Origin of the sequence: Enterobacter sp. MGH85 (assembly GCF_001037655.1) — a bacterium.
Taxonomy (GTDB): Bacteria; Pseudomonadota; Gammaproteobacteria; order Enterobacterales; family Enterobacteriaceae; genus Enterobacter; species Enterobacter intestinihominis.
Map to the genome: position 1 here is coordinate 1,179,885 of NZ_KQ089925.1, position 16,922 is coordinate 1,196,806.

Annotated in this window: 20 protein-coding genes; 3 read left to right on the forward strand and 17 right to left on the reverse strand. The window is 60.2% G+C overall.

Features of this window, described 5'->3' with window-relative positions; all coding sequences use genetic code 11:
• The first annotated feature begins 39 nt into the window (after positions 1–39).
• Positions 40–261, forward strand: coding sequence for a hypothetical protein (locus SK51_RS05420; protein ID WP_048206611.1), 222 nt, complete (start codon positions 40–42; stop codon positions 259–261).
• Between the two features lie 164 nt (positions 262–425).
• Positions 426–1,451: a TerC/Alx family metal homeostasis membrane protein gene (locus tag SK51_RS05425; RefSeq protein ID WP_023298822.1), complete on the forward strand. Its 1,026-nt coding sequence runs from the start codon at positions 426–428 to the stop codon at positions 1,449–1,451.
• Positions 1,452–1,511: 60 nt separating this feature from the next.
• Here SK51_RS05425 and SK51_RS05430 read toward each other — a convergent pair whose 3' ends face one another.
• The 3 genes from SK51_RS05430 to SK51_RS05440 all read right to left on the reverse strand — a co-directional run bounded on the left by SK51_RS05430 (position 1,512) and on the right by SK51_RS05440 (position 3,989).
• On the reverse strand, positions 1,512–2,174 hold the full coding sequence (locus SK51_RS05430; RefSeq protein ID WP_022649697.1) for an HAD family hydrolase: 663 nt from the start codon (positions 2,172–2,174) through the stop codon (positions 1,512–1,514).
• A 106-nt stretch (positions 2,175–2,280) separates the two neighbouring features.
• Positions 2,281–3,075, reverse strand: a complete 795-nt coding sequence (locus tag SK51_RS05435) for an SDR family NAD(P)-dependent oxidoreductase (protein ID WP_032676752.1) — start codon at positions 3,073–3,075, stop codon at positions 2,281–2,283.
• A 32-nt stretch (positions 3,076–3,107) separates the two neighbouring features.
• Positions 3,108–3,989: a LysR family transcriptional regulator gene (locus SK51_RS05440; RefSeq protein WP_023307146.1), complete on the reverse strand. Its 882-nt coding sequence runs from the start codon at positions 3,987–3,989 to the stop codon at positions 3,108–3,110.
• 99 nt (positions 3,990–4,088) lie between these two features.
• Here SK51_RS05440 and SK51_RS05445 point away from each other — a divergent pair, with 99 nt between their 5' ends.
• Complete coding sequence (locus SK51_RS05445; protein WP_022649694.1) at positions 4,089–4,595, forward strand: phenolic acid decarboxylase; 507 nt, start codon at positions 4,089–4,091, stop codon at positions 4,593–4,595.
• Between the two features lie 59 nt (positions 4,596–4,654).
• Here the strand turns inward: SK51_RS05445 and acpT are convergent, their stop codons facing one another.
• The 14 genes from acpT to SK51_RS05515 are packed head-to-tail and all read right to left on the reverse strand — an operon-like array spanning position 4,655 to position 16,916.
• Entirely contained in the window at positions 4,655–5,248 is a 594-nt protein-coding gene (gene acpT / locus SK51_RS05450) for a 4'-phosphopantetheinyl transferase AcpT (RefSeq protein WP_022649693.1), read from the reverse strand.
• A 2-nt stretch (positions 5,249–5,250) separates the two neighbouring features.
• Positions 5,251–6,480 (reverse strand): beta-ketoacyl-ACP synthase, encoded by a 1,230-nt coding sequence (locus SK51_RS05455; protein WP_023298820.1) that lies wholly within the window; start codon positions 6,478–6,480, stop codon positions 5,251–5,253.
• Positions 6,477–7,208, reverse strand: coding sequence for a 3-ketoacyl-ACP reductase FabG2 (locus tag SK51_RS05460; protein ID WP_032626847.1), 732 nt, complete (start codon positions 7,206–7,208; stop codon positions 6,477–6,479). The genes SK51_RS05455 and SK51_RS05460 overlap by 4 nt, the downstream gene beginning before the upstream one ends.
• A complete protein-coding gene (locus tag SK51_RS05465) occupies positions 7,202–7,675 on the reverse strand; it encodes a hotdog family protein (protein ID WP_023307145.1) in 474 nt (157 codons plus the stop codon). Before SK51_RS05465 ends, SK51_RS05460 begins: the two co-directional genes overlap by 7 nt.
• A complete protein-coding gene (locus SK51_RS05470) occupies positions 7,675–8,841 on the reverse strand; it encodes a beta-ketoacyl-[acyl-carrier-protein] synthase family protein (protein ID WP_023307144.1) in 1,167 nt (388 codons plus the stop codon). Before SK51_RS05470 ends, SK51_RS05465 begins: the two co-directional genes overlap by 1 nt.
• A 1-nt stretch (position 8,842) precedes the next feature.
• Positions 8,843–9,421, reverse strand: coding sequence for a DUF3261 domain-containing protein (locus tag SK51_RS05475; protein WP_023307143.1), 579 nt, complete (start codon positions 9,419–9,421; stop codon positions 8,843–8,845).
• Complete coding sequence (locus SK51_RS05480; protein WP_023307142.1) at positions 9,418–11,739, reverse strand: MMPL family transporter; 2,322 nt, start codon at positions 11,737–11,739, stop codon at positions 9,418–9,420. Before SK51_RS05480 ends, SK51_RS05475 begins: the two co-directional genes overlap by 4 nt.
• Entirely contained in the window at positions 11,708–12,313 is a 606-nt protein-coding gene (locus SK51_RS05485) for an outer membrane lipoprotein carrier protein LolA (RefSeq protein ID WP_023307141.1), read from the reverse strand. The genes SK51_RS05480 and SK51_RS05485 overlap by 32 nt, the downstream gene beginning before the upstream one ends.
• Positions 12,310–12,732, reverse strand: a complete 423-nt coding sequence (locus tag SK51_RS05490; RefSeq protein WP_006812302.1) for an acyl-CoA thioesterase — start codon at positions 12,730–12,732, stop codon at positions 12,310–12,312. The genes SK51_RS05485 and SK51_RS05490 overlap by 4 nt, the downstream gene beginning before the upstream one ends.
• Before the next feature lie 3 nt (positions 12,733–12,735).
• Positions 12,736–14,427, reverse strand: coding sequence for a glycosyltransferase family 2 protein (locus tag SK51_RS05495; RefSeq protein ID WP_023307140.1), 1,692 nt, complete (start codon positions 14,425–14,427; stop codon positions 12,736–12,738).
• Entirely contained in the window at positions 14,418–14,768 is a 351-nt protein-coding gene (locus tag SK51_RS05500) for an ApeI family dehydratase (protein WP_022649683.1), read from the reverse strand. Before SK51_RS05500 ends, SK51_RS05495 begins: the two co-directional genes overlap by 10 nt.
• Positions 14,755–16,101, reverse strand: coding sequence for an AMP-binding protein (locus SK51_RS05505; protein ID WP_023307139.1), 1,347 nt, complete (start codon positions 16,099–16,101; stop codon positions 14,755–14,757). The genes SK51_RS05500 and SK51_RS05505 overlap by 14 nt, the downstream gene beginning before the upstream one ends.
• Entirely contained in the window at positions 16,094–16,693 is a 600-nt protein-coding gene (locus tag SK51_RS05510; protein WP_022649681.1) for a COG4648 family protein, read from the reverse strand. Before SK51_RS05510 ends, SK51_RS05505 begins: the two co-directional genes overlap by 8 nt.
• Entirely contained in the window at positions 16,665–16,916 is a 252-nt protein-coding gene (locus SK51_RS05515) for an acyl carrier protein (protein ID WP_022649680.1), read from the reverse strand. Before SK51_RS05515 ends, SK51_RS05510 begins: the two co-directional genes overlap by 29 nt.
• Positions 16,917–16,922: the final 6 nt, after the last annotated feature.

Sequence of the window (16,922 nt, forward strand, 5' to 3'; positions counted from 1 at the left end):
ATGCGTGATTGCAGTTCTTGTGACGAAAACAATTGTATTATGAAAACACATAAAGACATTTTTAATGTAGACGCAACACAATGGAATCTTAAGGCGTTATTTGAACATTCCTATACTCTGGCTAGAGTATCAATGCAGGGGCGACCGATTAAAAAAAGTATGGATTATATTTGGGGGGCTATTGATGTTGCCCCAGAGATTACTGATAGGAAAGCCCTTAAGAAAGTTGAGTTTCAGTTAAGCGAAATCTGCGATAGTTAGTGTACAAACTTTATTGTTCCAAACTTGATTTAGTGTACAAACTTTATTGTGCCTAAACAGCTGAAAAGAACGGTTAATATTTATTATTTTAGCGTGCTGTGTCCTTAACGGGGCCACGCTTTTTATTGTCTGCATGGTGTTTTGTCTTCTTAAAAGGGTTGTCTATGTCTGCTGCTCATCTCGGTTTCCCGACGGAAACCGTTGTTGTCTTTGTGGTGATGGCCGTTGGGGCGATGTTTATCGACCTCTTCATGCACCGTCACGATAAACCGATCTCGCTGAAAAGCGCGGCCATGTGGTCCATCTTCTGGGTCATGATGGCGATGGCGTTTGCTGGCTTCTTATACGTGCACCACGGCGCGGAGATGGCCAGTCTGTTCCTCACCGGCTATGCACTGGAAGAGGTGCTCTCCGTCGACAACCTGTTTGTGATGATGGCGATCTTCGCCTGGTTCGGCGTGCCGGATAAGTATCGTCACCGCGTGCTCTACTGGGGCGTGCTGGGGGCGATTGTGTTCCGCGGTATTTTTGTTGCCATCGGCACCAGCCTACTGAGCCTGGGGCCATACGTTGAGGTGATTTTTGCGCTGGTCGTCGGCTGGACGGCGGTGATGATGCTGAAACGCAATGAAGAGAGTGATGAAGTCGAGGATTACTCCAACCATCTGGCGTACCGCCTGGTAAAACGCTTCTATCCGGTCTGGCCAAAAATCAGCAGCCACGCGTTTATCCTGACCCAAAAAGAGGTGGACGCCGAGCTGGAGAAGCCTGAAAACAAGGATGTGATGGTAGGTCGCGTGAAGAAGGCGAAGCGCTACGCGACGCCGCTGCTGCTCTGCGTGGCGGTGGTAGAGCTGTCCGACGTGATGTTCGCCTTCGACTCCGTTCCCGCGATCATTGCCGTCAGCCGCGAGCCGCTGATTATCTACAGCGCCATGATGTTCGCAATCCTCGGCCTGCGTACCCTCTACTTCGTGCTGGAAGCGCTGAAGCAGTATCTGGTGCATCTTGAGAAAGCGGTAGTGTTACTGCTGTTCTTCGTGGCGTTCAAGCTGGGGCTGAATGCGACCGATCACTTCTGGCATCACGGTTATAACATCGGTGCCACGGCAAGCCTGTTTGTGGTGCTGGGGGTACTGGCGCTGGGGATTATTGCGAGCGTGATGTTCCCGGGGAAACGTGAGGCCTGATGTATCGCTTTTCTCCCTCTCCCTGTGGGAGAGGGCCGGGGTGAGGGCACCGGGCCGCACCTAACCCTTAATTGGTGAGTTTCGGCGCTTGCGCGGATGATGGAAATGGCGCCAGTGCGGATCCTGCGCCGCCGCCAGCAGCTCGTGGTCGCCACGCGTGTCGCCCCAGGCGCGCAGGTGATATGCGTTCAGATCGCCATACACCTTTTCCAGCCTCGCCACTTTCTGCGCGCAGCGGCAGTTGTTACCGGTGATCCGCCCGGTCAGCTTGCCGTCTTTCACTTCCAGCTGCGTGCCAATCAGCTTAATGCCGAGCTTATCGGCCCACGGCTGCAATACCAGCGCCGGGGAGGCGGAGCAAATCGTCACTTCCGCACCGGAATTAACTTCGTTGGCGACAGCCATGACCCCTTCCGGGCGCATAAGCTTGTTCCAGTATTTTTCACAGAAGGCCTCTGCCTGCTGACGTAACCAGTGCTCATCCACCCCCGTCAGGAAGGTTTTGATCAACACCTCTTTCAGCTCATCACGCGTCAGCTTGCGACGCACGCAGTGCAGCGTAGGCAGGGCCATGCGCACCAGGCGACCCGCAAAGTAGCGCTTGCCAAAGGCAAAGCGCAGGAACGGAATAAAACTGTCGTGGTGCGTCAACGTACCATCAAAGTCAAAGACAGAGAGCACGCTGGACTTCGCCACGGCTTCGTCGGCAATCATATTGGTCATAAATACGTCTTAGCTGAAATACACATTCTGTTCACTAGTTTACCTGCTTTACCTTCACAGTCCTTCTATCCGATCTCATTTTTTCTCGAACCTGTGGGCTGACGGGTCAAACTATGTCATCCACCACGCCACCGTCAACGCGCAGCGCCGCGCCGGAAGTCGCGGAGGCCTGCATGGAACAGACATACACCACCATATTCGCCACTTCTTCTACCGTTGCGGCGCGCTGAATAACCGAGCTGGGGCGATTCTCCATCACGAACGCTTTCGCCAGCTGCTCCAGCGATTTGCCGGTTCTCTCCATCTCGTCTTTCATCATTGCGGCAAAACCGTCCGACATTGTCGGGCCCGGCAGCACGCTGTTCACCGTGACGCCGCTGCCTGCCACGAACTTCGCCAGACCGCGCGCCAGCGAGAGCTGGGCGGTTTTTGTCACGCCATAGTGGATCATATCCGCAGGAATATTGCAGGCCGATTCTGACGAGATAAACACTACCCGACCCCAGCCTTTTTGTACCATACCGGGCAGCAGGGCACGGGAGAGGCGCACGCCGGACATCACGTTGGTTTGCCAGTAGCGTTCCCAGGTCTCGTCGTCGGTGGAATAAAAATCCTGCTGGCCATAGATCCCGGCGTTATTCACCAGAATATCGACATGCGTGGCGACCCTGAGTAGTTCGTCAACGCCCTCCTGCGAGCTCTGGTCGGCGATGGCGGCACGGACCTGTACGCCTGGCACCACCTGCTGGAGCGCCTGAATGCCTTTGTTCACCGAGTCGACGCTGCGCCCGTTGACGATCACTTCCGCACCGCTCTCCGCCAGTCCGCGGGCGATGGCAAACCCAATACCGCCGGTGGACGCGGTCACCAGCGCCACTTTCCCCGTTAAATCGATTTTCATCGTTCACTCCTTGTCGTTTTATGGTTCAAAACTTAAAGCGTAGCAGTTGACGATGACGACTCCTGTTTAAAAAGGCGCAACAGCGTCTCAACCTGCTCGTCCAGCGGGCTGAGGGAGCGTTTAACGATGAGGTGCAGCGGCGTGGCGCGTCGAACGCCGTGGCTGAGGGGCAGGATTTTGAGGATGCCCTGCTGGAGCGGGGTCTGAATGCGTTCTTCCGGTAACCAGCCATATCCAACCTGATACATCACTGCTTCGATCGCGGCATCGATGGTGGAGAATGTCCACGACTCCCCGGTGGGGCGAACGGTGGGCTGGCTGTCTGCGATCTGAATGCGCGGCCACGGTCGAAGCATCTCGTCGTTAAGCGGTGTATCCAGCGCAAACAGCGGGTGCGCGTGATGCGCGACGGCAACAAAATCGATATTCATCAGCCATTCGCCCAGGCCGGTAATGTCCTGGCGGCGGGTTAAGACCATCACGTCGGCCTCATCATTGAGCGCATCTGCGCGGCTGTTTTCCAGCACCTCGGTAAGCCGCACCTGCGTTTGCGGGTACAGCTGCTGAAACTGGCGCAAAATCGCGAACAGCCGACTGCGCGGAAAAATACTGTCTACCATCAGGTCGATACGGGTTCGCATCCCGCTGCGCAGGGTTGCAGCGCGCGTTTCAACGTAGGCGAAGGCTTTCAGCAGCGGTTTAACCTGATTCAGCAACAGCTCACCCGCCGGGGTCAGCACGGCACGGCGTCCCTCTGTCATCAGGAGCGCTACGCCCAGCCGCTCCTGCAAAAGCGACAGGTTATAGCTGACCGAGGACTGGCTGCGATGGGTCTCTTCCGCCGCCTTAGCGAAGCTGCCAGCCTCGATGACTCTTTCCAGCAAGGCCCACTGTTCGAGCGTCGTCTTGTGCATGATTAATCTAAATTTTGGATGAATTTGATTCAAACATAGCGTTATTCATTCATTTTTTGAAGGGGTACGATCGTCTCATCAAAACAAAGGAGACATCTTATGAGCACCTTCGATAAACATGATTTAAGCGGCTTCGTCGGCAAACATCTGGTATATACCTACGACAATGGCTGGAACTACGAAATTTACGTTAAAAACGAGAACACGCTCGACTACCGTATTCACAGCGGTCTGGTGGGCAATCGTTGGGTGAAAGATCAGCAGGCCTACATTGTCCGCGTCGGGGAGAGTATCTATAAAATTTCCTGGACGGAGCCAACCGGTACCGACGTGAGCCTGATTGTGAACCTGGGCGACCGCCTGTTCCACGGCACCATCTTCTTCCCACGCTGGGTCATGAATAATCCGGAAAAAACCGTCTGCTTCCAGAACGATCACATTCCGCTGATGAACAGCTACCGTGATGCCGGGCCAGCGTATCCAACCGAAGTGATTGATGAATTTGCGACGATTACTTTTGTACGCGACTGCGGTGCGAATGACGATAGCGTTATTGCGTGTGCTGCCAGCGAGTTGCCAAAAAACTTTCCTGATAATTTAAAATAAGCTTAGCAACGCGTTAAATGCACAACGGCCATTTCGGTTTTAACCCGAATGGCCGTTTTTTATGCTGCAGAAATACCGGAGTAAGTCACCGATTCCGCCGTTAAGGTGAAAGGCGTAGGAGTACAGACCGCCAGGCTCAGCGAGCCGAAGCGCAGCTGGCTGACCGGGAGCGACTGGGCGGTGCTGTCAATGCTGACAATCTGCCACGCGCTGCCGCCACGCTGTTTGACGATCGCCTCTTTGCGCGTCCAGATGCGCCAGAATGCGGAAAGCTGTTCTTCCGGCGCTTCACGCTCCAGCTCGTCATGCTCGGTGAGGCTGAAAACGGCATTCGCCAGCGCCTGCCAGTTCTCCCGCGGGCGGATCACTTCGATATCGCAGCCAACCTCGCCTTCATCGCTTATCAGCATGGCAATGTCGTCCCCGCTGTGGCTCAGGTTAAACCACAGCGGATGGCCGTTAGCGAAGGCCGGTTTTCCCTGCTCGCCGTAGATTATCTCGGGAAGCGGTGAGGGGGATAAAGTTCTGGCGAGCAGCGTCCGGCCTGCAAGCCAGGAAGCGTATCGCGCACCCTGAGGTGCCATGTCTGCGAGCGTTGACGCCAGCGGGTCCGCGCTAAGGGTGGAGATCTTTCCCAGTACAAACTGGTACATAGTTACGCCCAGCGTTTAATGATTATCGAGGTATTAATGCCGCCAAAGGCAAAGTTATTGCTCTGAATAAATTCGCAATCAATCGGGCGGGTTTCCCCCATAATATAATCTAAAGCGCCGCATTGCTCATCCGGTTGTCTTAAATTGAGCGTCGGCGTGAACCAGCCCTCCCGCATCATATGCAGACTCAGCAAGGCTTCCAGCGCGCCGCAGGCACCCAGGGTATGGCCGAAATAGCTCTTTAAGGATGAGATGGGCACGCTGTCGCCGAAAATAGCGGCGGTCGCCTGACTCTCGGCGATATCCCCGCGATCGGTTGCCGTGCCGTGGGCAGAAATGTAGCCAATGTCCTGAGGGCTAAGGCCCGCCATCGCCAGCGACTGCTCCATACACACCTGCATGGTTTCACGCTGGGGCTGGGTGATGTGCGCCGCATCGCAGTTGGTGGCAAAGCCCACGATCTCACCATAGATTGTCGCCCCGCGTGCTCTGGCGTGATCCAGCGCTTCCAGCACCAGCGTGCCCGCCCCTTCGCCAATCACCAGGCCATCGCGCTGAACGTCAAACGGCGACGGCGTGGTTTTGGGCGCGTCGTTACGCTGGCTGGTGGCAAACAGGGTATCGAAAACCGCCGCTTCCGACGGGCACAGCTCTTCCGCGCCGCCTGCCACCATCACGGTCTGGTAGCCGTGACGAATCGCTTCCCAGGCGTAGCCAATCGCCTGGCTGCCAGAGGTACAGGCGCTTGAGGTGGGGATCACCCGTCCGCGCAGGCCAAAGAACAGTCCGGTATTCACCGCCGTGGTGTGCGGCATCATCTGCACGTAGGTGGTGCCGGTGATGTTGTGGGTGTGCTTTTCGGTGAGCATGGAGGCAAACTCGCTGACCGGTCCGGTGCTGCCCGTCGACGAGCCGTAGGCGATGCCGGTCTGACCGTTGGTCAGCACCGCGTCGTCGATCAGGCCCGCCTGCTCCAGCGCCAGCTCGGTGGCGCGGGTTGAGAGCAGCGACACGCGGCCCATGGCGCGAATGCGCTTACGGGTATAGTGAGCGGGCAGAGTGAAATCTTCAATCGGCGCGGCGAGCAGGGTTTGCAGGCCGTCATACGCCTGCCACTCCGTCATGGTACGTACCGCATTTTCATACTCGCGCAGACGGCGCGAGATGGTCGGCCAGTCCTCGCCGAATGCGGTGATGCCGCCCATACCCGTAATCACTACCCGGCGGGTCATAGCATGCCTCCGTTGATCGATATCACCTGTCGCGTCACATAGCCTGCTTTATCCGACATCAGGTAGCTCGCCAGCCCGGCCACTTCCTCGGCCTGGCCCATACGCTGCATCGGGATCATCGACATCGCCGCGTTCAACGCGGCTTCATCCATCTCGATCATACCGGTATCAATCAGCCCCGGCGCGATGCAGTTGACGGTGATTTTGCGTTTTGCCAGCTCGGTGGCGAGCGCTTTGGTGGCGCCGATGATCCCGGCTTTCGCCGCGCTGTAGTTCACCTGCCCACGGTTGCCCATAATGCCTGACACCGACGACAGGGTGATGATCCGCCCGCCCTTGCGGGTGCCGATCATCGGCATAATGCAGGGATGAATGACGTTATAAAAACTGTCGAGATTGGTGTGGATCACGCTGTCCCAGTCATCGTCGCTGAGCGCCGGAAATGCGCCGTCGCGGGTAATACCGGCGTTACTGACCACGCCATACCACGCGCCGTGGTCAGCGATCGCCTGTTCCAGCACCGTACGGCACTGCTCGCGGTTGCCCACGTCAAAGGTGAGTAAACGGCCCGCGCCGCCTGCCTGGACAATCGCCTCCAGCGTCTCCTGCGCGCCCGCTTCATCACGATGGTAATGCACGCCGACGGTGAAACCGTCCGCCGCAAGCTGAAGGGCGATAGCGCGGCCAATGCCTTTGCTGGCGCCGGTGACCAGTACGGATCTCATGATGGTGTTCCCTGGTTAAAAAGTGTGGTTAATTCTTCCTCGCTCGGCTGGAAGGTGTTTACGCGGCCCGTGGCGAGGGAAATATTATCCGCATGAATGGTGCACTCGAAGCTGCCAAAGCGCTCATCCTGCATCAGACGTTCGATGGTGATGATCAGCGTGCTGCCTGCGGCAAAATGCCCTGCGTCGCACACCAGCTCGCGCGCGCCCAGCACCATACCCAGCGCACAGTGCGGCAGCCCTTTTTGCATCCGGTGCCATTCAGACCAGACGCCCACGGTCTGAGCCATCAGCTCCAGCGCAAACCAGCCGGGCAGGTTGCCGCCTGCGTCCAGAAACGGCGCCAGAACGCCCCGATCGTTCACCGTCACGTTGCAAACGGCGCGGTCATCGGTGACGCTTTCCACGCTCTCAAGCAGCAGCATCGGCGTGTCGTGAGGAAGATAATCCCCGGGTGGTAAGTAGCGCATCATACTCTCCCCAGCAGAAGGCTGGCGTTGTTGCCGCCAAACGCGAAGGAGTTTGACAGGATCACTGGTTTATTCAGCGGTGCGCTCTGGTGCAGTAGGCCGAAGGCGGGCAGGGTGTCGTCCGGCGCGTAGCGGGAAAAATCCTGCGGCGGCAGCGGCAGGTCTCGGGTCAGGATCAGCCAGCTCAGGGCGGCCTCGGTGATCCCGGCGGCACCCAGCGTGTGGCCGGTAAGATGCTTCGTGGAGCTGCACGGCACGCGGTCGCCAAAGAGATCGTGGATCACCTGCGCCTCAATGCGATCGTTCAGCGGCGTGGCGGTGCCGTGCAGGTTGATATAACCGACGTCCGCCGCCGTCATGCCCGCCTCGTTCAGCGCCTGGGTGATGGCGCGGATCGCCCCTTCGCCCTGCGGATGTGGGGCGGAAATATGGTACGCATCGCTGGATTCCCCCGCGCCCAGGAGCGCAATCTCGCCCGGCTCGCGGGTCAGTACCATCAATGCTGCCGCTTCGCCAATGGTGATCCCCCGACGGTTGCGGCCAAACGGTTCGCACAGGGTGGGGGAGAAGGATTCCAGGCTGTTGAAGCCGTTGACCGGCATGCGGCTCAGGCTGTCGGCCCCGCCGACGATGGCGACGTCCACCAGACCGGCGTCGATCAGGCGACGGCCGCTGATGATCGCCCGTGCGCTGGAGGAGCAGGCGGTCGAGATGGTATACGCCGGGCCGTCCAGCGCAAGCCAGCTGGCGAGAAAGCGCGACGGATCGCCCAGCTCCTGCTGCGGATATTGCCACTGCGGACTGCGCTCGCCGTTCTGCGCGCGGCGCACGTACTCATCACCCTCGTCCAGTCCGGAGGTGCTGGTGCCCAGCACCACCGCCACGCGGTCGCGCCCCACGCGCGCAATGGCCGCATCGACGGCGGGCCGGATTTGCGCCAGCGCCGCCAGCAGCAGCTGGTTGTTGCGACTTCGATGCGCAGAAAAAGACCCGGGGACAGGGGGAAGATCACCCTCTACCCCGCCCAGCACGGCCTCGGGTAGGCCCTGTAGCCAGCCCGCACGCTGGTGCATCCCGGGGGCCACGCCAGCGTTCAGGTTTGCCGCTATTTCATCAGCCGAGTTGCCGAGCGCGTTGACCATGCCAACGGCAGAAAGGTAAATCATCTCAGTCACCCAGATATTGAATGGTGATGTGGTAGTGAAAAGCGTGCTGCACAATGCTAATCGGTTCGCGCCTGCCGTTACGGTTCAGGTAGGCAATTTCCGTGACCAGCTTGCCATCGGGGTTGCGCAGTTCGCGTCTGGTGTCAGTATCGTTCAGCGTCCAGCCTTTCGGCAACTGCGGCTGCCAGGCGCTGAGGGGCCAGTGGCTGAGCATCACGTCGGCCAGCACCTGGCTGGCGGGCGGCAACTGCGGCATCACAACCGACTGCTCGGTGTGGATCCCGGTGTCGTCGTAGGTGGCGAGGAACAGGCGGATCCCGACGGAGGAGAGGCCGGCAAGCGTCACTTTATCGCCATCGGCGTTCAGCATCACCAGCAGCGACTGGGTCTGGCCTTTAAAACTGCCGGTAAGCAACTGCTGCGCGCGGATGGCAGGCGTGATGCCCGGCGGTGGCAGCGTGACACGGGTACCGGGCTGGAGCCAGGCCTGAGGGCGCGCGTCATCGCGGTTCGTCGTATGGCTACACCCCGCCAGCAACAGGGCCATCATCACTGCCGCCAGGCGAATGAAACGGGTCATGGTAAGTTCTCTTTGTTAGTCGGCATCGCCAGCGGGGCGAGCAGGAACGCGGTGAAGATACCGCTCACCAGCACAATGCCAAAGCTGCTGATGGCCTGAGTGGTGCTGAACACCAGCATTCCCAGCGTCAGCAGGGTGGTCATCATGGCGAGGGTAATCGCCAGCATGGAGGTCAGCGGCGTGCCGCGCGGGTTGCTGAAAAACAGCGTGTAGTTGATGCCAATGCCGAGGACCAGCACCAGCGCCAGCAGGGAAAACAGGTTCACCGGATGGCCCGTCACGGCCAGCGCCGCCAGCCCGCCGCCCAGCGACAGCACGGACGGCACCAGCGCCACCAGCCCTTTTCGCCAGCCGAGGCGCACCACCGCGCCGCAGGCAATCACCGCCAGCGCCACGCCCAGCAGCCCCGTCAGCAGCGCGCGGTAGAGTGCAAACAGGCTGTCGAAGCTGGCCTTACGGTCAACCCAGACGACTCCGGGATGGCGGGCGGCCAGCTCACCGAGCGCAGCGCTGTTTCTGACGCCATCGACCGGGACCAGCACACCGCTTTTGCCGTTCGGCAGCGTCAGCCACAGCAAACGCCAGCCCTCGCTGGCCGGGCTGGCGAGCCACGCCTCCACGCTGACAGGCATGGCGTTCAGATTCGGGGCGACGGCATTCAGCCCCGTGCTTTGCAGCATTTTCGTCACCGTCGGCGCGGCGTTACGCAGAAGTTGCAGATCGCTGTTCTGCCGCGCCAGCGAGTTCAGCGGCAGGGTGCGCCAGCGGGTTAATTCTCCGGCTTTTTGCGCCTGCGCCAGCGCCGGGGCAAACGCCTCCAGCCGCTCCAGCGTTTCCTGAGCCGACGCGCCATACACCACGAACCACTTCTGATCGACATTTTGCCCGGTCAGGGCGGTGATGGTTTTTTCCTGCGCCAGAATGTCCTGCGGCAGCGCCTGAAGCCGGGCGATATCGTCATCCACCCGCAGGCTGGCGATCCCGATGGCGGAGAGCAGCGCCAGTGCTACCGGCAGCCCGACGGAGAGGGCTTTGCTGTCGCGCCAGGCGTTCAGCCAGCGCTGCATCATCCCTCTCAGGGGGATCGGGCGAACCGGCATGCCACGGCACAACCACGGGTGCCAGAAAATTACCGTCAGGCACGAGGCGCTCAGCCCTGCGGCGGCGAACACCGCCATCTGACGAATGCCGGGGAAGGGGGCCAGCATCATGAAGAGATACGCCACGACGGTAGTCAGCAGCGCCAGCAGCAGCGCGTTACGCACTTTTGCCAGGCTTTGCCAGGGCGAGTGTTCCGCGCCGTGCACCATCCGCTCCGTGAGGTAGTAAATCGTATAGTCCGCCGAGATGCCGATGATGCTCATGCTCATCACCAGCGTCATCAGGTGCAGCTCACCGAACAGCAGGAGCGTCACGACCGTCCCCGCCAGCGCGCCGATGGCAATGGAGAGCAGACTCAGCAGCAGCGGACGCACGGAGCGAAACACCGACACAATCAGCAGGATCACCCCGAGCACCGTGGCGACGCCGAGCGTGGAAATATCGTTTTTAGCCTGCTGGCTGGCGTAATCGCTGTAGAACACCGTCCCGCGCGACAGCAGCTGCGCCTGTGGATATTGGCTTTTCAGCGTCTGCTGCATCGCGTTGAGGGTGGTCACCAGCTGGTGGGTTTGCTGCATGTCAAACGAAGAGCCTGCCAGCTCGCCGTGCAGCAGATACCAGTAGTTCCCGGCCGCATCTTTTGTCACCAGCCAGCCGTCCATCAGCTGCATCTTCTGGCTGTTCTTCGCCAGCGCGAGCTGCGCGCCGCGCATCAGCATCAGCGGATCGTTTTGCAGCTCCTTGCCGCTCACGCCGGAAAAGGCGGAGTAGAGTTGGGACAGGATCCACTGAGCCTGCGCTTCACCGCCGTTTTGCAGGCGGGCGCGGGTGGCCGGATCGACCAGGCCATTGCGGTGCTGCCAGAAGAAATCTCCCCAGGCCTGTTGCCCGGCGGCATCCAGCGGACCTTTTACGACACTCAGCGCCTGGCTGCGTTGCAGCAGGGTTAACCACTGCTGCGCCACGCGCGGGTCCGGCTGTTTACCAGGGCTGACCAGCCAGATGAGCTGGCGGTCGAGGCGCTGCATAAATCCGTCGTTGAGGGCGGGAGGGATCGCGCCGAGCGTCTGTTTCGGCAGCATGGCGAGCACGCTGCTGTTCAGCCGCGCGCCAGGCAGCAGCGACAGCAGCACGCCCAGCAGGATCAGGCATACCGCGGCCCACAGCAGCGCCGGGCGCAGGGCGTTACGGTGCGGCAAAGCGCTGGCGTTCTGCATCGGTCAGGCGGGCGGGCGTCAGTTGGTGGCGGGAGAGGGCGATATCCGTCGTGTCGCCCTGCTTATCGTTCAGGCGAATGGATTCCAGATAGATCGCGCCCTTCAAATCAAGGGTGGCGAAAATCTTGTCCAGCGGCGTGGTAACGGGCGTCAGCACCAGCGACCAGCGGCCTTCGCCCAGGTCTTTGAAATCGATGCGGAAGTTCTCTTCCAGCACCTTGCGGTCGGCCTGGAACAGCGCCCGCAGCAGATGGTTGAACTGGAACATCTGCGGGTTAGTGTCGGCGGTAATGGTCTGCGGCGGCTGACCGTTGACGATTTGCACCATCCGTTTGTCATCCAGCAGCAGCGTCATCGGGAACGGCGCTTTTTGATCCCACAGCAGGCCATTGTCACGGGCGATCAGCATCTCCCCCTGCGAGCGCAGGGGCTGAGGCATGTCCTTGATCGTGCGGGTCTGTTCGAAGTGTGCGCGCACCACCGGTTGCTCCGCAAACCGCTGTTGCAGTTCATCCAGCGTGACCGCGTTCACCAGCGGGCTTACCAGCAGCGCGAGTAGCGTTATCCACTTCATGGCGCGATCCCCATGCGTTCGAACAGAATGGCCGGGCTGACAAAGCACATCTCCCGGCTTGCTTCTTCCACCGCCACCTGAATGGTGTAGCCGGTGGTGGTGCGTTTCCCGGTTTGCGCGTCGAAGATTTGATAGGCGATGCGCAGACGGTTTTCAACCTCTTCAATATGGGCGCGGACGCGAATGCGCTGCTCGAAGGTCACCGCGTCGCGGTATTTCACCCGGGTATCCACCACCGGCCAGACGTAGCCGGACGCTTTCATCTGGCGATAGCCGTAATCAAACTGGTTGAGCAGCGCTTCGCGGGCAATCTCAAAATAGCGGAAATAGTTGCCGTGCCACACCACGCCCATCATATCGACGTCGTGGAACGGAACGGTGATTTCAACTTCAGCCGTAAAGCGGGGATCGGTCAGCACCCTTTACTCCTTCTCGTTGACCTCTGGCAGCTGCCAGAAATCGAAAAAATTAAACCAGTCGAGAGGCGACAAGAGCGCGTAATGCTCCAGCCGCTGCGCATAGCGATCGACGGTCTGCTGTAGCGCCTGCTGGCGTTCGCCGCGCGGCAGCAGCAGCGGGTCGGCAAACGGCTCGCAGTGCAGGGTCAGCTTTCCCTGCTGGCAGAGGGCAAAAATCAGCACCACCGGGCAGCGCAATAGGGACGCCAGGATAAACGGTCCCTGCGGGAACGGCGCGGGCTGGCCCATAAATTCGCTCCATATCACCCGCCAGCTGCCGCCGCGCTGCGGGGTGACGGCGATGCGATCGCCCACGATCGCCACCCATTCGCCGCGATCCAGCTTCTCTTTAATGAGGATGGCGGTCTCCGGGCCAATGTCGGTGACCGGCATCAGGTGAATGCCCGCCTGCGGCGCCATCTCCTCCATCACCTGTTTAAAACGCTGAGCATTGTCGCTAAAGACCAGCGCGTTGATGGTTTTCGCCCCTTCGCGCTGGGCCAGCGCCCGGCAGGCTTCCACATCGCCAAGATGCGACGCGAGCAGCAGTTTGCCCTGAGGATCGTCAAGACCCAGCGCCTCCTGCGCGCCTGGCGCAAAGACCAGATCGCGATGAAGCTTCATTTCGCCGCGCCAGCTGGCCACTTTGTTCAGCATGGCATGACCGAAGCGCAGGAAGTGGGAAAAACTGTTAAGCCGTGCGGGTTGCGGCATTTGCCGCTGTGCCATCACCGTTTTAACCCGCGTCAGCCACTGCTGCGACGCCTGACGCGCAGCGCGGGCGGCCAGCCAGTAGACGGCCGTAACCGGCCACAGCAGGATGGTAAACGCCTTTCGCCCCAGCAACTGCCAGACGCGCAGCATCAGGCGCATGCCCCATAATCCTTTCACCTCCTGCTGCTGCGCCCAGTGCTGCGAGCGGCGACGCATCAGCAGGGAAGGAATGCGCGGCAGCATGCCGAGAAACAGACGGGTATGCATCAACGAGATGCGCACGTTGTCTTTCAGGGCATCGAAATGGGATACCCCGTCCGGCGGATAGGTCACGCGGGTGGGCAGAAAATAGCTGGTGTTGCCCTGCCAGTAGAGGCGCACCATCACTTCAGTATCAAAATCCATCCGCCTGCCGAGCGGCGTGCCCGCCGCCAGGCGCATTACCGGCGCTATCGGGTAAACGCGAAACCCGCACATGCTGTCTTTCAGTTGCAGGGAGAGGGTTTCAATCCAGACCCAGACGTGTGTTATCCAGCGCCCGTACAGGCGCGAACGGGGGATCGAGTCATCATAAACGGGCTGACCGGAAATGAGCGCATCGGGATGGCGTTCGGCCAGCGCCAGCAGTTTGGGGATGTCTTCAATAGCGTGCTGGCCGTCAGCGTCCACCTGAACGGCGTGGGTGAAGCCGCGATCGGCACAGGCTTTCAGCCCCTGCATCACCGCCGCGCCTTTGCCGCTGTTTTCGGCGAGGCGCAGCAGCGTGACCTGCGGACGATCCGCCGCCAGCGCTTCAAGCGTGCGGCGCGTGGTTTCATCGCTGCCGTCGTCCACCACCAGACAGGGCAGATCGAAAGGCGCCAGGCGCGCCAGCACCGAAGCCATCATCGCCCCGTGGTTGTAGCACGGGATCAGGACGCAGGGACGGAAGGTTACTGACATAAGCGAATCTTCCCGCTGCTGGCGGTGTGGCGCTCGTTACCCGCATGGCGCTGGTAGCTAAAGGTCAGCATCTGGCGTTCGGGCTGCCAGGCAAGGAGCAGCGTGACCGTGTTCTCCGGCAACAGCGGGGCGGCGAACTTCACGTTCTGAATACTGTGAAAACGGTAGCCCGGCGCCAGCGCGGCAGCGTAATGCATCACCCGGTCGAGCTGGGCCACGCCCGGCAGCAGCGGCTGTACGGCGAAATGTCCCTTAAACCAGAGCAGGTCAGGATCAAGATAAAGGGTTATCTCCAGATATCCGGGGCCAGGCTCGCGGCGTTCGATTTCAGGGATTTTCATGAAACAACTCCTGTAGCTGCGCAGTTACGCGCTTGTTCATGCTATTGACCGGAATTTCATCAACGATCCGCCAGTAGCGCGGCACGGCAACCGGTTCAAGCCAGGGGCGAAGGGCGCGACGCCAGGCGAGCTCCTGCGCTTTTTTGCTCTGTTCGTGTTGCTGACGCACCGCTTCATTCAGCACCAGCAATACGCCAATACCCTGACGCCCGCCGCGCGTCACCGTCAGCGCGGCGGCTTCGCGGATGCCGTCCAGCGCCAGCAGGCGGCGCTCAATGTCATCGAGCGAAATGCGCTTATCTTCAATTTTGACCACCCGACCGCGGCGCCCGACGAGGCTGAACTGCCCGTCAGCCGTGAAGTGCAGGATATCATCCAGCAGGACCCCCTCCGCCTCGGGGATCAGCGGCGACGTCACGCGATCGCCGTGAAACGTCACGCCGGGGAAAGGCTGCCAGCGGATGCTTTCCTCCTGACGGTAGCGCCAGGCCATTACGCCTGTTTCCGTGCTGCCGTATATTTCATCCGGCCAGACGTTGAGCCAGGCCTGAACCGCGGCGACCTCCTGCCAGGGCAGCGCGCCGCCAGCGGAGAAGAGCAGGTTGACGGGGGGCGGCGTCAGCGACGCGTCCAGCCGCTTGAGAAACGCCGGACTGCTGATGAAAAGATAGCGTTTATTGTCGGGAAGGGCAGAGAGCTGCTCGGCATAGTTGAGCAGGCTGGCGTGCAGCGGCAGGCCGAGCGCCATGGGTAAGACGACACGAAACGTCAGGCCATACAGGTGGTGCAGCACCACGGAAGCGACGACGTGACAGCCTGCCAGACGATCGCCAAAATGTTCCGCCAGCAGACGAGCCTCACGATCCAGGCTGACTACCGGCTTACTCACCCGCTGCGGCGTGCCGGTCGAGCCGGAGGTGTAAAGCTCGATCGTGCGCATCTCATCGATGGCAGGCAGCGGTGAAAAGGGATGGCCTGCCCGCTGAGCGGAAGCAACCCGCAGCTGTCGCCCCTGAAAATCGAGCGTGGTGTCGCTCAGGACGCCGCTGAACAGCGCCCGCTGTTCGTTAAGCTGTGCCGCCCGGCTGTGCCCGGGGAGGACCGGCGTTTTACCCGCATGCAGCGTCGCCAGCAGCGCGACAATAAACAGATAGCCGTTTTCGATGCACAGCGCCCAGCGCTCGCCTTCTTCATCACGCAGCGTGTCGACCAGCTGAGTGACGTCGTGGCGCAGATCGCCAAGCGTCCAGAGATGGTTGTCCTGCCAGGCGACAGGGGTGTCGTCAGGGCGGGGGGCACTGAGCCACTGGCTAAGCGGGAGAGGGTTAAGCATCGTTTTTCATCACCCGTTGTCGCACCAGCCACTCGCCGGCCATCAGCGTGCCCATCAGGAGATAGGCAATCATCCCGTTCCACAGCGTCCACAGACGGATATCGGCGTGTACTACGGTAAACAGCGCGATCGCCCCGTTAATAATAAAAAAGCCGCACCAGACCCGGGTAACCCGGCGCGTGTAACGTACCCCGACGGGGGAGAGATCCGGTTCACGCAGGCGCGCCAGCCGTTCGACGACAGGCATTGCCGTCCACAGCGAACCGCCAAACACCACCAGCATCACCAGATTCACCACCACCGGATAAAACAGCACCCACTGGTGCGCGTGCAGGACGTAGCTCGCCGCGCAAAGCGCTATGCCAGCCAGCGCCACGCTCACGAAAAGATAACGCAGGGGACCGCCCTGCCGACGGGCCTGGCAGACGCGTAACAGCAGCACCAGCGCCATCACGGGCAGTATCCCGTGCAGGCTATTATTCGCCAGCCCGAAGCCGATCAAAAACGGCCATGCCAGCAGCATCAGCCCCGTCAGGGCGGGAAGAACTGGAATCGAACGCACGTTACGCGTCGCGCTGAAGCTGTTCCACAACGTCCACGACGTCCTGCACCGTGCGCACCGCTTTAAAGGTTTCGGGCTTGATTTTATGGCCCGTCTTCTTTTGCAGGTGCACTACCATATCGACGGCATCAATGCTGTCGAGATCCAGATCCTCGTAAAGCCGTGCCTCAGGGGTAATATCCTCCGGAGCGACTTCAAACAGCGTAATAAGAAGCGCAGAGACTTCCTGATAAATCGTTTGTTGTTCTGTCATAGCGGT